This is a genomic window from Aquibacillus sediminis (assembly GCF_005870085.1).
GTDB classification, from domain to species: Bacteria; Bacillota; Bacilli; order Bacillales; family Amphibacillaceae; genus Aquibacillus_E; species Aquibacillus_E sediminis.
Window position 1 is genome coordinate 14,386 of record NZ_SZNM01000027.1, and the last position, 16,545, is coordinate 30,930.

The following is a 16,545-nucleotide window of genomic DNA, read 5'->3' on the forward strand; positions in this document are numbered from 1 at the left end:
CTCCCTTTAGTTTGATTTGTCGTCAGTTATTATTTTTTATGGAACTAATTCTTTGTTTTCCATCTTTGCATTTGAAGCATCAAAAATTAATACAATTGTAGAGCCCTTTGAAGAAGTACATAATATTACCCTCTTTGCCATCTTCATCATTAGAGTAAAACCTTGTCCCATAGATTTTTTTGAAGAATAGCCAGACAATAAAGTGTTATTAGGTAATTCCTCTAAAGAAAAACCTGCCCCTTTATCTTCAATCAAAAACCGGACCTCGTTATTTTCTTCGTCTTCTATAAGTGTCATTTTTCCTTCTTCAGCATGCTTAATCGTATTTGTAATTGCTTCTGACAGTACCAAAATCCAACTCATGAACTTAGATTTTTTATATCCAAGGTTTTCTAATTTCTCTTGAGCCTCATTTCTACATTTTGGTATATCCGCTCTCTCTTTAATATTTCCTTTACAAAAAATGTTTCCTTTTTTATACTCAGCTAGTTCTTCCTGCGAAGCTAGTAAAAATTGTCCTTGAGTTGACGCATATATAACATCACGATAGATTTCCCATTTACTAAGATTATTGACGGGATCGGATGAAGATGGTTTTCCTTGTTCTTTCATTGAACTAGAAAACAATTCCTTTCTAAATATGTCATGAGTTTTTAACATGGCATTCTTTTCAACATTTTCAAAATCTTTATTGTGCTTAATTTTACTCGGAATATCTTCATCCTGTTCATGCCACATCAGCATCTGATCACTTAAACTTAAAATATAATCGATTTGTGCTTCAGAACTTTCCCTTTCAAAGGAAATCTTTGAAAATGAATTAAAAAAGAAACACTCTCCCTGAGTTTGATTAAAAAGATACTCACTAATTTTCTTGGCAAGAAATCCTCTTTTCGTCATATAACTGAGTTGTGAATAAGATATATCGGAAGGGAGAGATGGAAAACGTATTTCGGGTTTTTTAGTCGAATTTTTTAACACATTACCAAAAATCCGCCTCATTTAAGTATCTCCTTTCGATTACAAAATACCTAAAGGAGGCATAATGGTAATTTCATCAATAAATGCTCCTGGCGGCTGATTAATAATAGAAAATAGTTGTTTCGCTATCGTTTCAGTTGGGATCATTTGAGACATATCTGGTGTAGACTCCATACCATCCCAAAAACTACTGCTAATTGACCCTGGAATAACAGCAGTAGTTTGAACCCCTTTTTGTCGGAGTTCAGCTTGTAAGACCTTTGTTAATCCTGACACACCAAATTTTGAAGAAGAATATCCTCCGCAACCTGGTAAGGCTGTTGTCCCAGCTATAGAAACCAAATTTATAATATGACCTTTACCCGCTTCCGCCATATGTCTTCCAAAATATTTACATGTCAAGTAAGTACCACGTAAATTAATAGAGATCATATCGTCAAAATCCTTCGTATCTGATTCTAAAATACTTGAAAATATGCCTACCCCTGCTGAATTAATAAGGACATCAATACGTCCAAATTGTTCCATTGTCACATTAACTAATTCCTTTACAGATTCTTCATTACGAACATCCACTCTAAAACAAAGAACATCTTCCCGATCAAACTCCTGTTCTAATTGGTCAATTTGACGAGCAGCTAAAACAAGTTTTGTACCGTGTTGATTAAGATAATCCGCAGTCGTTCTTCCAATTCCTTTACTTGCACCTATTATGACGATTACTTTATCTTGTAATTGAGACATATCCATTATGCGTCCCCCTTTGATCCAAAATATTCAAAGTAATTCTTTTCTGTTTCCCACAAACCTATCTTATAAAGATTTGGTATATAATCCGATAGCATGTCATAAGTGACTTTAGCAACAACTTCTGATGTTGGATTAAGACCTTTGAACTCGTCCATATCAAGGTTTAAGTGTTTATGATCGTATTTATTTAATACAACAGACTCAACAGTTTGATCTAATTTAGCTAAATCTGCCACCATTCCTGTGACAGGATCTGGTTCTCCTTTGACTGAAACTTCCAAATAATAGTTATGGCCATGACCATAAGGGTTATTACATTTTCCGAATAACTGAGTATTTTCTTCCTCCGAAAGTTTTTCACTATGCAACCGATGGGCCGCACTAAAATGATATTGCCTTGTTAAAATCACCATTTGACCTTCCCCCTTCTCTGACCACAAATAAGGATTTTCATATAACCGAAGTCTATGTAACTCACACCCCTCTAATTGTGGTGTAATGGCATCCCATAAATAAGCGACAATGTTTTCTGTTGTTGGGATATTTTCTTGAAAAAAAGAATGCTCTTTGTTTAGAAACTTTCCATCAAGTTCTTCTTCAACCAAATCACCAACGATCCGCTTTATATCTACAGTATTAACAACAATTCCAGATCGTTGAACTAGCTCTCCTTTAACCATTACTTCTAATTTGTAATCATGTCCATGGCCACTAGGATTACTGCATAGCCCAAAAACTTCCCTGTTCTTTTCTTCACTCCATTCTGATATGCGATAACTATGCATAGCAGAAAAGTCAATTCTCCTTGATAAATAAAGCATATTTCCCTCCCCCTAACTATCTATTTTGAAGCGATACTTCTTTCAAACTCTCTAATTAATGATTCATCATTTAGAAAACTTCCCTTTTTAACCGTAGTCACTGTCGATGTTCCAGGTTTCTTGACACCGCGAGCACACATACACAAATGCTGCCCTTCTACACTAACCATCACTCCTGTTGGTTGAAGGACCTCATGTATAGAACGAGCAATTTGTTCCGTCATTCGTTCTTGTACTTGAGGACGTTTAGATGTCAATTCAACTAATCGAGCAAACTTACTAAGTCCTACTATCCTTTCATTTGGAATGTAACCAATGTGGGCTTTTCCGAAAAAAGGTATTAAATGATGTTCACAGAATGTGTAATAATCAATATCTTTGACAACAATCATTCCGTCATATCCCTCTGAGTCAAAAGTAGTAGTTAAGGCTGTCGCAGGTTCTACACCGATTCCCTCAAACACTTCTTTATACATCTTTGCTACACGCTTAGGTGTATCTATTAACCCTTCACGATTTGGATCTTCTCCTAATATTTCTAAAATGTCACGAATATTTTCCTCTAAACCACTTTTCTGTAAGACTGTCACTTTGCATCCTCCTTAAAATCTCAATAAAAAAAGTCCACCCAAAAAGAAGGGTGAACTTTACATAGAAAACATGCCCTTATGCATGCAAACTAAATAATAATTCATTTCCAATTCTTTTCGGTAACCTGGCAATCATAGTCATAAGACCTTAGACCCGAGGCTTTGCGTCCTTATTTTTCAATAAGTTTGCCGCTATCGAAGAATTCTTTTTTATTATCGTCATTCATTTCTTTTTTTGGAATGGTAAATCATTCCAAAAAAAGAAATGAATGACGATAAAGACTATAAAACTTAAAAATTTACCGTAACAACTATATCAAAAGATTCAACAAAAATAAATAAAAATAATACTTTTAGTCTATATATGTCAAAAAAATCGAGTATCGAACCTTAGACCCAAGTCTTTGCGCCTTACTTTTTGGTAAGGTTGCAATAACAGAATTAGATTCTATCACTTTTATGTTACTACCTTTATAATAAACATTCCTTAGCACTAATATCTATCACCTTCTACTCCTATTTTCATGGATGAATAGGAGTGGTTTCCTAATTAATGGTAATTTTGACTATCAAAAAACTTCTTATTGCATTAAGTTTGCTTTTCATTAATACTATTACAATCTAATATAAATAGTTAGACTTTAAATATTGATGCAATTATATAATTGCATTTATGTTGTTACTTAATAATTTTATAATATATTATGGGAGGGGAAATAATATCTAGATTGAAGGAATTACATCTAATATTAAATTAACAGAAACTTATTAAAATCCAATCATAATGCCCATAGGTACTTCAAATTATATTTTTATAAACATTCTATTGATTTAGATAAGTATTTATAAGAAAATAGTTACTGTTGTAGCAGAAAAAACTAAGAGTGGTGACTAATAATGAGCAGTTTAAATTACCTAAGTAATGAAGTGTTAATTATAGCTTTTGAAAAAGCTATAGATTTAAACTTAGAAAATGATTTCATTATGTTACTAGAAAGTGAAATAAAAGAAAGAGGACTAAAATTCTGATGATTTAGCACCCAATTTAGGGTGTATTTTTTTTGCAATCCTGTAAACTTCCACAATATATCCTCGTCAAAACAATAATCTTCCTCAAGGGGAGAGGGGTTTAAACTAAACACTGACACGTCTTAAATCTTTTGATCGTTCCTCACTAGTACTGAATACCACTACACACGATTAAATGGTATTTGCAGAAATTTCGGTAGAGTATTGTTTACCTAGCCTAATCATCACATTTAACAGTCGCGCTTGATTGATTGTTGAATATCATTTGTCTATTGAATAGTTTGTTCTACTACGTAATACATAAGTTACTCCACAGTCTGTTTCGTATAGAGAAAACTGATTTTCTGATCAAAGGTCATCTGTCTGTGTTCATCTAGCTATGTTCTCTAAGTTGTTTGATTTCAAAAGTTCAGTAATTTTCCACAGTAGTTCGTAATTATCACCCATAATATATAACCACCTACCAGTTTAGATTAAATGAAGGATTATTATGTATTATTTAGATATTTTACTTAGTATGTTGTCTGAAAATTTTAAAACAAACCTTCCTCATTAGTACAATACTTCACCAAAAAGGAACTTATCCTTCTTGTAGCCTGATCCTCAAGATTTTCAGTTTTTAAAGTCCCTGTAAATGAAGAAGGCGTTAATAAGTAATTTAAATATTTTTTACTGCATTTTGAATCATTAAACCTCTTGGATAATGATACTAAAAATACTTTTTCAGACTTTTTCGACAAACCTCTTCCGTTTTCGCGAAAATCCTGTTAATATCTGATGAAGGTGGGGACACAATATTCAATGACCTCCCAGTCGATATGAATACATACACGTTCCCACCTTCTTTCTACTCTCAAATTCAATGATTCCTTCACATTATTGTTTTAATACGCCTTTGTTAGTAATCTATTTCAAAAAAAGACACTTTCTTTTAATATAAAAAGTGCCCCGTTAACCTCCTTGACGTTATTAAAGTAAGCTATGATGAATTATTACTTTACAACTTTTCCCACTATGGTAATCATTAACTTCCATATTATTTACCTTATTCGTCCTTAATATCCTTAGGAAATAAACAGGCTAGGCCAGTGTGACCGCTATAATACAAGAAATAGTTTTTGCTAGATAAGAAGAAACACTTATTACCTAAATGTACCAGCAAAAAATAAGGACCTTCCATTGTAAAATATCTATGTTTATAAAAATCATACAACAATGGAGGTCGCACAAAGGTGGATAAGTGGGAAATGTACATGGAAATACATCAGTTAATCAAACCTAAACGAGGATAGTTGGAGAATGGAACATCGTAAAACGATTTTTGGTGAATAAAGTGTTTCAAATTAATCAGCAGAAATTGTGTCATTCTACTTGACGGTCACAACATTACATTTCCACAACTTATATTGTGTATTGAGTTGTTTTGGGTACATAAAAACAACCCTTTGTAGGATGTTTGTGAAAGCTGTATGTCTTGTTCCACATAATCTATAAATTCAGCATCTCTTATTGAGTACGAGATATGTCCATTTAACAGAATACCCGTTCTAGCTTCTTCGGATATCATTCCATCACTAGGATCCTCCCCTTTCGTACATAGGGTTAGTATGTAACCATCTGTTCCCCATCCACTAAAGAAATCACCTTCGAACTGGGTATTCATAAGGAAATGTTCTATAGTTTCAATAGCTAATCCATTCCACTCCAAATAACCCTTTATATCTTTCTTTATTTTGCTAGAATTGTAATTATAATTGTCGTCAAAATAATCTTTTAAATTATCTTCTTCATGCTCTAAAAAGGCTCCAAAAGAATTATAATAAAGTATTCCTTGGATATCTTCTTCTAATTGATCATGAATTTTAAATTTAGATTTATCTGCAAAGTCTTTAGTATTATTAGAAATAAATACAACATTATCTGGATTGTTTCTTTTACAATAGCTTACTATACTCTCCCAAATTATTGAATCTTGAAAAGAAGGTTTATTTTCACCAAACGGTTTTATTACTCCAAAATACTTATTTGAAACCTTTTTAATTAAGCTTTTATCCTCAGGGTAACCAATTATATTTATACCGTGTTCGTCAATGATATTATCAAGAAACACCTTATATTGCTCTACATAAACCTCAGCCTTCATCTTTCTGTAATTTACTAAGTCATTTATACCTGCTCTCTCAAATCCTTATTAGCTTCTTTTATCTCTTTAACAACTGGCCTTACCTATCCCTGTATTTCTTAAATAATTTCATTATAGTTAAATTCTGTAATACATAAGTCAACCGGTTCATGGGATGTAAACTTTAGCAGTTGCTTCATACGACTGGTTCTAAAAAACAAGTCGTCATAAATGATATTTGTATCTATGAATATGTAATAGCCCAAATTCCCCCTCCTACTCTTACCATTTCCTATAAAAAAGGAATCATTTTTAAAATTATTGAAAATAAGATATTGAAAGAGTTATTATTTTCAAATGATGCTTTTTGTCATCCATAGGGGGGATTTTTTTATTATTGTTCTATCCTAACTAGAGTGTGCTTTCACATTTGTTCACAATCTAAATCAATTTTTAAAACAAAAATCTAATTTATAATCCTAACTATGATACGCTCAAATAAAACAAGGACACATCCTGTTACAACTGTTACAGAATTGTGTCCGAATCGGGAACACTTGAATTCGAGATAGCTTTTGTTAAATTAGACTTTTGCAAAAGCAACAGTAATTTTATTTAATATACTATTCTTTTACGGCCAATTCTAAAGGAATAGGTATTGAGTCTCCTAAAACCAGAGCAGTCCCTGTAGGCAAAGATGACAACCTTGAGATTTGCAATTCTGTAATATAAGGATTACTTTTGCGAATAAAATCTAAATCTAAACTATTTTTCATTCGGTGCATGATAAAGTTTCCGCACTGTGAAATTACAGTTGAAGAAAGTTCATGAGGTTGCTGACTACAGATACATAAATAAACACCAAATTTCCTTCCTTCTCTTGCTATTGTTTCAAAAATATCTGTAACAATGTCTTCACCTATCTTATTTTTCTTAATGTATTTATGAGCTTCGTCAAAGATGAAGTTTATCCTATCAATACTTTCACTTTGTTTTTGCTTTTTAAAAGCTACTCGTAATATTAGGTGAGTTATAAAACGTAAAGTATCATCCGGTAAATGGGAGACTTTTAATATTTTAGTTTTTTTATCATCAAATATTTTATCAAAGTGCTCTCTCTTTTTTTTATCATTCACGAAGTATGCTTTAAAATGAGAAAGTAAGAGGTCAATTCTTGTCATCATAGTTTGACAATGCGATCTAACTTGCAAGTTACCCCTTGATTCTTCTATAGTTAAAGCAATATCAATCCCTTCTTTTAGATTATCAATACTAATTGTAGGATTACTCTCACCTAGATATTTGTTAACTATATATTCTTCTCCTTGATTTATATCCAACCCTGTAATTTCATAAAACCTTTCTGCTAATCCATTCATAAGTAAATCAGATTTGTCAAAGTTCCCATACTTTAACTCAAAGTCCTGCAGAGCTTTATTAACTTTTTCGTTATTAACTATTCTTGAATAGTTCTTTACAAAAACTAATTTTGTAGATGAAGTTTCAATATTAGAATTGAATGCAGAATAACTAATAAAGGCTGCCAGATCCTCTAAAACATCTCCACCCAAATGTTGTGCATACTTTATACCGTTAATTAAAATTGGAAGTTGAACTAAAGATGATGGATTAATAAGGTTTATCCAGTCTTCTATATCGATATAAGCAGGATCTATTGAAATATCCTCAATATGAATCTTAGAGGTGTTTTCAATCTCATACTCATCGTGCACATCAAATATAATAGAATTAAAATTTTCATCTTTCTTTAGGGTTTCTTTAATGATTCTTTTTACTGTAGTTGATTTTCCTGAGTTTGTATTACCAAAAATAGATACATGACTAGAGAAGAACATTTCATCATTTATGGTAGGGGTTAAAACTTCCATGGCTGGTATTGAGCCAATACTTATACCTTCATTAGAACCGGAGTATGTTTTTTCCTTTTCTTCTAAACTTGAAAGAAAGACTTGGTCACCTACCATAGGAAAAATATTCACACCAAAATCCACCCTTTCTCTGGTCATCTCAGCTAAAGGTATTGCTTCAAACACAATGCTTTTTTTAAATTTGGAATAATCTACTGAGTTATAAACTTGTTCTTTCTCATAAATTTTTATGACTTGATAAATCATTGTATAATGATTAAAGCTATCGTATAAGCTAACAAGACTTCCCACGCTGTTTAGGTTGTAAGTATCACCTTGGAAATTAAATGGAAGCTGTTCTGTTATAATCTCACAAGAAATTTTTGATGCAGTTACCTCAAGTACTTTTGCAAAACACCTAGACATCTTTGACTCTCCCTATTTTTTATAATATGTTGTTCACCAGATACGATAAGTAATGTATTTTTAAGCCTTCCATGGTATCTCCACCTATTATATGTAAATTATTTTTATTTTTATTTTGGTTGTGAAATTTGTCTAAACCTTCTTCAGTGATATCCCCAAATATAATTAAATTAAAAGTTTCATTTGATAATGCTTGCTGAATTAATTGATTGATATGCTCGTCCGGAAATCCATAACCCAAAATAATCATAGTAGTATTTGGTTTTTGAAGATTTATAGAAAGCTCTCTAAACAACTCAGAATAAGGGGTCTGTAAACTTTGATTATGTTTATTGATTGTAGGATATATAACAGTTTCCCCTCCATTAAATTCAGTTTCATTACCTATGTGCTCTGATATATATTCTCCATTGAAAAACCAGTTTATAGAACCGTGCAATTTATACAGCCTAGCAAAGCGAGAAACGGGATCCCACTTTTCTCTATACCTATTTTCATCATCTACATATCGTAGTCTAAATACAGAAGGATCAAATAATCTATTCACTACACCAGTAAAACCATTTATGTAGTGGGCACTAATACTTTCGAATGTTCTTTCTATCAATAAATCATAATTCGTAGTAAAGACATTTAATGGTTGGTGATTGTCTTCTTTTCTAACACTAAATAGTAAATTAAATAATTTAGCATATGTTTCTATAGCTAAATTCTCTTTGTCTTTGCTTGTATATATAATCGATTTCTTTAGTTCGGTCAAAAGATCAAGATATAGCTTTTTATATAATTCATATTTGGTATCATCTTCATTTAAGAATTCTAAGCCAGCGTTCAACCAATTTAAGCAAGCTTCTATATTTTTATTACTTTCAAGAGCATATTCTCCAAGATATTCAACGTTTTCTATTTTTTCTTTAGCATTTAGAAATGTTTTTCCCATCAGTGGTATTGCATCAATTGAACATCCTGAACCTATAAATAAATTAATATTCTTGCTTAAAAGAAAGGGTTTTATACGGTTTGTAATTTTTGTTAGTGCTTCTTCAAAATCTTTTTCAAGCATTTGGATATCTTCTTCATCATGGGGATCGTCAAAAATATATAGTAAGTCTTTACTATAAACATTTATATCTGAGGAGATCCTTTCACCCTGTGTTGGCTTAATATTATTTTGATTCGAGCTAATATAATACGGATATATCTTTGTAATAGTAATCATCCCATCTTATTTTAGTTTTAGAATTTCAAGACACATTAAAATCAAGAAATTAATCATTATACAAATCAATCCAATTTTTCAAAATACGTTCAATTGTTTTCATAATCATGAAAAATCATCTAGAACATTAATCTCAATTTCAAGTCTTCCAGATTATGGCCTGTTTGGTTGAAATCTACTTCCGATAAATAAAACCTCTTTAATAAAGTACATTCTTTGATAAACGAAATTATTTGCTGCGCAGTATTTGTCTACTACGTAATACAAGAATTAATCTGTACTCATTAGTTATACAAAAGTATTCAGTGGTAAATTCCTGTCATTTGCAGGTACAATCTTTGTCACTTGCTGGATAAGTACGGCGATGGTGGTAAATTATATTGGAAGAAACCACCTTCATGATATCATTAATAGGAAAATTTTTTTAATTAATTTTCCAAGTATCAACATATAATCCCATGTTATAAGAACAACACCATTGAACTAAAAGTTTTGAACGCTACTCTGTTCCATAACATTAGATCTTTCTGTTTATATGTATTTCGACAAAGTATTGGAATTTCCTCCAAAATAAAACAGGATATCCTATTTTATTTAAGGACATCCCAATCTATAATATAAGAATATAAATTTTCTTAAGTTACTTGAGTCTGTGTGTATCTATTATCTAGTTGAGGTCGAATTTTTCTCAGTTTTTAATTGGTTCACGCTACTAATTCCTTATCTTCCTCTAATTATTAGGAAGGAGAAATAAAAAAGAAGTCTTGCAGAGAATTTAATCCCCACAAGAATTCTTGTATATCAGAAACCATGAAATTACCCTTTTTTAAAAGTTTTTCTTGATAAAGATCGGTTGATGACACTAAACTCCATTGGCATTATTCTTAAATTGTTGAGTATAGTTCTGGTTTACGGTCTGCGACACTTGGTAGTTTTTCTCGTACTCTTTTTATTCTATCGATATCAATTTCAGATATTATGAGAGATTCTTCTTCCCCTGCACCTGATAATATAACCCCCATGGGATCAACAATCATGCTACGACCAGAGAAAATATTTCCGACTTGATCTGCCGCAAAAACATAGATGGTATTCTCTATTGCTCGAGTCTTAAGAATCGTTTGCCAATGGTCTTCTTTCATAAGTCCAGCAGCCCATGCAGCAGGCATGAAAATAAAATCAGCACCATCTAGAGCTAGTTTTCTGCAAATTTCAGGAAAGCGAACTTCATAACAAACCATAAGTCCGACAGTACCAAATTCAGTTTCAATAACGTCACCACTACTAGAACCAGGAATAATCGTATCTGACTCATTAAAATTAAAAGCATCATATAAATGAGTTTTACGATATGCTTGTAACAACTTTCCTGACCTGTCTAGAAAAATAGTAGTATTATAGGCTCTTTGCGTATCATGTGGTGCTGTTTCATAAATCCCGCAAACGACGTAGATCTGATGTTCTCTTGCTGAATCTGCTAATGATCTAACAAATGGGCCATCCACTGGTTCCGCAACCTCTCCCGGCATGATATCTGGGGATAGCACATCAGCCATATAAAGTTCAGGGAACACAATAAAATCTGCTCCTGAATTTTTCGCCTTCGTAATATATTTTTTTGCTTTTTCTACATTGGCCTGTTTATCAATACTAGATGAGAGTTGAGCCACTGCAACTTTCATAGAAGAATCCTCCTTTTTGATTTATACACTAAGCCTACTCGAACTGAAAACTTAGTTACTTAATTCCTTTATCTGTTCATAAATTTCCGCACCAAAGGACTCTATCGCATATTTTTCTCTGACATCTTTTGTTGCCTGTTGAAAAGCTTCTTGATCTGGCTGTATGAATGTCATGCCTTCATCCTTTAACTTTTGAATGTAATCAGCCTCACTCTCCTCAAACGTTTTCTTAATTAATGCGGATGCCTTTTTCCAACTATCCTTAATCTTTTGTTGTTGTTCAGATGATAAAGAGTCATATAGTTCCTCATTCATGATCAAAATTCTAGCTGGCATAATATGATTAGTTTCTACAACTGTGTCTTGAACTTCATAAAAACTACTATCATATATGATTCGATAAGGATTTTCCTGCCCATTAACTGTGCCTGTTTGAAGCGCAGTATATAGCTCTGTAAAGGCAACGGGTGTAGGACTAGCTCCTAGTGTATTAAAGGTGTCTACATAAGTTGAAACTTCTGGAACACGAATCTTAAACCCGTTCAAATCACTTGGTTTTTCAACCGTCTCCCCCTTAGTTGTAATCATACGTGGAGCATCGTAGGTAAATCCTATTACCTTCAACCCTTTATTTGCACTTTCACTTTCCATCAACTCTATTATTTGCTTCCCTACATCTCCATCAATAACTTTGCTTAAATGCTCCCCATTTTTAAAAAGATAAGGCGATATAAACCCATCAGCTACCTTACTTCCTGGTAAAATCCCCGTTATGGCAAAATCAATACTTCCAAGCTTTACGCCTTCAACAATTTCACTATCACTGCCTAGCTGACCTGCAGGATAATGATTAACTTGAATTTTTCCATCTGTTTCGTTATCCAATTCATCAATAAACTTCTCCATTCCTAATGTATGTGGACTCGTAGCACTTACAACGTCACCTGATTTCAACTTAAGCGTTTCTTCAGAATTCTGGGAGTCAGTACTAATTTGAGATTCACCATTAGAATGAGATTCATTACCACATGCAGCTAGTAAAAACAACACACAACCAATAATTATCACTGATATCATATTCGTCATATTTTTCATTAAAGATCCCCCTCTTTAATTAAATAAACTTGGTATAAACAGTGAAGTTTGTGGTACAAAAGTTACTATAAGTAATGCAACGAGTAGCACAATAACAAATGGGAAGGACTCTCGTATGACTGACATAATCGGGACTTTGGCAATAGATGATGTAATAAATAAATGGAGCCCTACGGGTGGTGTCACCAAGCCAATCATAAGATTTACTGTCATAATGATAGAAAAATGAATAGGATCAATACCTAAGCTAGTCAATATTGGAAACATGATCGGAACAGACAATAATATAATCGGAATAGCTTCAATTACCATACCGAGAATAATTAACATTAGATTCACAATTAATAATATAACTATTGGATTTGTACTGATCGAAAATAGAATATCTTTTATTACAATTCCAATGTCATAATAAGTAGCTACCCAACCGAATAGTACTCCTCCTACCGTCACTAGGCCAATTGCACCTGTAGCTATGGTTGAATTGAGTAATACCTTATAGAGTAACTTTGCGTTCATTTCTTTATAATAGAATACGGTTACTATCAACGCGTATAACACACCTATTGCTGCAGATTCTGTGGGACTTGCAATCCCTGTAACAATGCTTCCTACAATAAAAACAGGCAATAGTAGAGCAAAGAATGCACTTTTGGTAGATTGAAAACGTTCTTTATGAGTGGCTTTCTTCTTGACGGCTAATTTGTTTTTTTTGGCATAAATATAAATATACACCATTAGGGCGATCCCCATTATAATTCCTGGAATAATACCAGCCAGAAATAATTTACCTACTGAAATACCTGATATTGAGCCAATAATAATAAGTGGGATACTTGGTGGGAAAACTGGTCCTATTGTAGACGCACTAGCAATAATTGCTGCACTTCTTTCAGAGCTATATCCATCTTTTTTCATTGCTGGAATCAAAACAGAACCAGTAGACGCACAGTCGGCTACCGCTGACCCGGACATTCCAGCCATGATTACATTAATCACAACCCCTACTTGACCCACTCCACCACGTATATGGCCGATAAGTTTTTGTGCGAATTCTACCAGTTTATCTGTAATTCCCCCTCTATTCATAAGTTCACCAGCTAAAATAAATAGAGGTATTGCAGTGAAACTAAATGAATCCATGCCTCCAAAAATGTACTGTGGAATTACCTCAATAGGGATAGATAAGCCACCGGGCATGTGGCTTAATAAAACAATTAGAATCGGACTCATTAATAAAACAAATGCCATATCCATTCCTAATAAAATCCCTAAAAACATTGATATAAATAAAAGAGCTAACAACAAATCACCTCCTCTTATTTACGTTTCCTTTCTCCATTCTTTTTTCAAATTACTGCATAACTTTACAAAAATCAGCATATATCCAACAGGGACAACTAAAGTAACGATAGCCTTATTCCATTGAAGTGCTATAGAAGGAATGCCCCATATATCAATCACATAGATGGCACTGGTATAAATTATGATCAACATAATTAGTAAACTCAGTATAATCATAGCTATATCATTAATTTTCCTTATACGGGGTGGGAGTTTTTCAACAAAAGTAGTAATTCGAAAGTTTTCTCCCCTATGGTACGCAAACGCTCCCCCTAGAAACGCTAAAGCTAGGAAACTATATATAGATAGTTCTCCAGTCCAAGGAAGAGATAGACTAATTAAACGAGAAAAAATTTGAAGGATAACCACACTAGTTAATATAATCATCAAAAGAATGGAGACATATTCTAGGGTCTTATCAATTATTCGCACGATAACCCCAGCTCTCTTCTAAAAATTGTATAATTCTATTAACAGATCTTTTGACTAATTCTTCCCCTTTTTCTGCAGTACCCAAAGTGGCATTCCCAATCGTGCCAGAATTAGAGAATTCATCATAACTATGATACTGAATAATTTCTGGAAACTTGTTAGTGAATTTTGGAGGTTCATTCACCCACTTATTTGTGTCCACAAGTTCAGGATATAGATGCATCAAAATAGAAGTACCTGCTTCACTTGCATGAGCATGAGCTAATTCGCCAGATTCGATAACTCCCTTATCAAGTGGCTTGATAAAGCGCCAATAATCAATCTGTGCACATCGGATCTCGTCATCCCGTTGCATTTCATACGCAATTTGGTTAATTAAAGGTACGTTTCCTAAGTGTGGATTAACAAATAGAAAATCTCTAAACCCCCACTTTTTTAAACTATCTACAATATCTATTAAATATAATTTAAAACTCTCAGGTTTTATTGTTATAGTCCCTGGAACTACATCTAATATAGCAGAATCCCCTACTTCTATTGCAGGGCCAACAATACTATCGACTTGTTCGGCTACTAATTCTGAAATTTTAGTTGATACAAGCGTATCTGACCCTAGAGGTAAATGCGGACCATAAACTTCAAATGCTCCTGATGGAATAATGACTAAATCTGTATTCTCTTTCTTTTCCTTAAATGTCTTCCAACTCATCTCTTTGAGAATGTTCGTTTCTTTTGCACTCATGTTTCCAACTCCTTTTTAATATTTTTCTAAAAATTGCATCTTACCACCTTGAATATGTGACTCTAACACTTTGGATAGCGAATTATAATCGCCTTTTTTTAAATTCTCTAATATGGCTACATGTTCTTCTATAAATTTTGGTATATCGTTGGTTTTCCTGAGAACCAAAGTGGAGTGAAAAAATAACCTATCCCATATATTTTGCATTGTGTTAATAAATGCCGAGTTTCCGCCAATTTCCAATAAGTATTTGTGGAAATCAGCATCAGCACGTGAGAAGTTATAGAAATTCTCTTTTTCAAAACTCTGCTTTTGTTCTTCAATCAGTTGCTCTAACTTTTGAAAGTCGTCGTCAGTTGGTAGGTGGTTTATTCGTTTAATTGAATAGGTTTCAAGTGCTATTCGCATATCAAATAACTCATTTGTTTCTTTTATAGACAATTCCTGTATAATAATCCCTTGCTTTGACGCAACTCTTACAAAACCTTCGTTAGCAAGTCGTCTTAATGCAACTACAATTGGTGTCCGGCTCATATTTAATTCCTCTACTAGTTGACTTTGAGAAGTATAGTTCTTTTCTACAAAATCCCCCCTCATAATTTTATCTTTAATTCTTTGGTAAGCGATTTCGTTTAATGGTTTTTTACTTTTAATCTAATTACCTCCTCTCCATTTTGGATAATACAACTTGAATTCAAGTTGTGTTTTGTTACTTAGACTATAGTTTGGTTTTATGTTAAATATTCATAAAATTCAAAAAATAAAAAAGAATTTCTTTTAGGTAAGTATAGAAACCACATGATATTTAATTAATGGATTTTAAACAAAATACCAGTAATCACAGTCATCTAGTGTATTAACCTTAACCCCATTGCTCCATAATCAAATGCATTAAAAAACAAATATTACTGCTATGTTATTTTAATTTCCAAAAATATTTATGAATATTAAAATATAAATAAAATTAAGGATGCAAAACGCAATGCGATTCACATCCTTAAATAATATGCTATTTCTATTCTCTCCTCCCACTATCGCTGATGAGGATTACAACTTCTTTATAAAAGCTTAATTAAGCAGTATAAAAACTAGTAAAAGTTAGTGCAAAATTAACTCTATCATAGCTTTCTTAAGTACACACATTACGTATTAATAAGATGAATCATGACTAAACTAAATAAAGTTATGTCCACTTAAAAAATGAACATAACTCTCAAGGACGTGCCCCAATAATCCCCTATCCCGAACCAATAATTATAGGAACTGCACGATAAGTATCACCAGAGCTGAATCCAATATATATTATAGGAAGTTTCGATCGCTCAACCTTCGATTATTTCTTTAATTGCATCACAATTTGTCGATCTTCCTACTAACATTACGTTCGGGGTTAGTTTCAATTGTTGTAAAAAATCAGTTGGTAATTCTCACAGGAGCATCTCCT

The 16,545-nt window shown here is 32.7% G+C and carries 15 protein-coding genes and 1 riboswitch; of the genes, 1 reads left to right on the forward strand and 14 read right to left on the reverse strand.

The features are described from left to right. Positions 1-36 precede the first annotated feature (36 nt). The 4 genes from FCI53_RS21565 to folE are packed head-to-tail and all read right to left on the reverse strand — an operon-like array spanning position 37 to position 3,142. Positions 37-1,002 (reverse strand): ATP-binding protein, encoded by a 966-nt coding sequence (locus FCI53_RS21565; RefSeq protein ID WP_171038226.1) that lies wholly within the window; start codon positions 1,000-1,002, stop codon positions 37-39. 18 nt (positions 1,003-1,020) lie between these two features. Then, positions 1,021-1,731 carry an SDR family oxidoreductase gene (locus FCI53_RS21570; protein ID WP_171038227.1) on the reverse strand — a complete coding sequence of 237 codons (711 nt, stop codon included), beginning with the start codon at positions 1,729-1,731 and terminating at the stop codon, positions 1,021-1,023. Further along, positions 1,731-2,552: a 6-carboxytetrahydropterin synthase gene (locus FCI53_RS18010; RefSeq protein WP_138420411.1), complete on the reverse strand. Its 822-nt coding sequence runs from the start codon at positions 2,550-2,552 to the stop codon at positions 1,731-1,733. Before FCI53_RS18010 ends, FCI53_RS21570 begins: the two co-directional genes overlap by 1 nt. 20 nt (positions 2,553-2,572) lie before the next feature. Continuing rightward, positions 2,573-3,142, reverse strand: a complete 570-nt coding sequence (gene folE, locus FCI53_RS18015) for a GTP cyclohydrolase I FolE (RefSeq protein ID WP_138420412.1) — start codon at positions 3,140-3,142, stop codon at positions 2,573-2,575. Between the two features lie 116 nt (positions 3,143-3,258). After that, positions 3,259-3,343, reverse strand: a riboswitch (cyclic di-GMP riboswitch). A 696-nt stretch (positions 3,344-4,039) separates the two neighbouring features. Between folE and sda the strand changes: the two genes are divergently transcribed. Continuing rightward, positions 4,040-4,171 carry a sporulation histidine kinase inhibitor Sda gene (gene sda / locus FCI53_RS18020; RefSeq protein ID WP_138420413.1) on the forward strand — a complete coding sequence of 44 codons (132 nt, stop codon included), beginning with the start codon at positions 4,040-4,042 and terminating at the stop codon, positions 4,169-4,171. Between the two features lie 1,378 nt (positions 4,172-5,549). On the opposite strand, the gene FCI53_RS18025 is transcribed toward sda, so the two are convergent. The 10 genes from FCI53_RS18025 to FCI53_RS18065 form a co-directional block, all read right to left on the reverse strand. Next, positions 5,550-6,314 (reverse strand): PIN domain-containing protein, encoded by a 765-nt coding sequence (locus FCI53_RS18025; RefSeq protein ID WP_246050146.1) that lies wholly within the window; start codon positions 6,312-6,314, stop codon positions 5,550-5,552. A gap of 98 nt (positions 6,315-6,412) precedes the next feature. Then, on the reverse strand, positions 6,413-6,559 hold the full coding sequence (locus tag FCI53_RS21960) for a hypothetical protein (protein WP_246050147.1): 147 nt from the start codon (positions 6,557-6,559) through the stop codon (positions 6,413-6,415). 357 nt (positions 6,560-6,916) lie between these two features. After that, complete coding sequence (locus FCI53_RS18030; RefSeq protein WP_138420414.1) at positions 6,917-8,587, reverse strand: ATP-binding protein; 1,671 nt, start codon at positions 8,585-8,587, stop codon at positions 6,917-6,919. Between the two features lie 19 nt (positions 8,588-8,606). Then, on the reverse strand, positions 8,607-9,806 hold the full coding sequence (locus FCI53_RS18035; protein WP_138420415.1) for an SIR2 family protein: 1,200 nt from the start codon (positions 9,804-9,806) through the stop codon (positions 8,607-8,609). Between the two features lie 884 nt (positions 9,807-10,690). Continuing rightward, a complete protein-coding gene (locus FCI53_RS18040; protein WP_138420416.1) occupies positions 10,691-11,488 on the reverse strand; it encodes a carbon-nitrogen hydrolase family protein in 798 nt (265 codons plus the stop codon). Between the two features lie 51 nt (positions 11,489-11,539). Further along, on the reverse strand, positions 11,540-12,583 hold the full coding sequence (locus tag FCI53_RS18045; protein WP_138420417.1) for a TRAP transporter substrate-binding protein: 1,044 nt from the start codon (positions 12,581-12,583) through the stop codon (positions 11,540-11,542). 15 nt (positions 12,584-12,598) lie between these two features. Continuing rightward, positions 12,599-13,888 (reverse strand): TRAP transporter large permease, encoded by a 1,290-nt coding sequence (locus FCI53_RS18050; protein ID WP_138420418.1) that lies wholly within the window; start codon positions 13,886-13,888, stop codon positions 12,599-12,601. A gap of 18 nt (positions 13,889-13,906) precedes the next feature. Further along, entirely contained in the window at positions 13,907-14,314 is a 408-nt protein-coding gene (locus FCI53_RS22245; RefSeq protein ID WP_425457196.1) for a TRAP transporter small permease, read from the reverse strand. Positions 14,315-14,345: 31 nt separating this feature from the next. Continuing rightward, positions 14,346-15,101 (reverse strand): creatininase family protein, encoded by a 756-nt coding sequence (locus FCI53_RS18060; RefSeq protein WP_138420420.1) that lies wholly within the window; start codon positions 15,099-15,101, stop codon positions 14,346-14,348. Between the two features lie 15 nt (positions 15,102-15,116). Continuing rightward, complete coding sequence (locus FCI53_RS18065; RefSeq protein WP_342774229.1) at positions 15,117-15,755, reverse strand: GntR family transcriptional regulator; 639 nt, start codon at positions 15,753-15,755, stop codon at positions 15,117-15,119. Between the last annotated feature and the right edge of the window lie 790 nt (positions 15,756-16,545).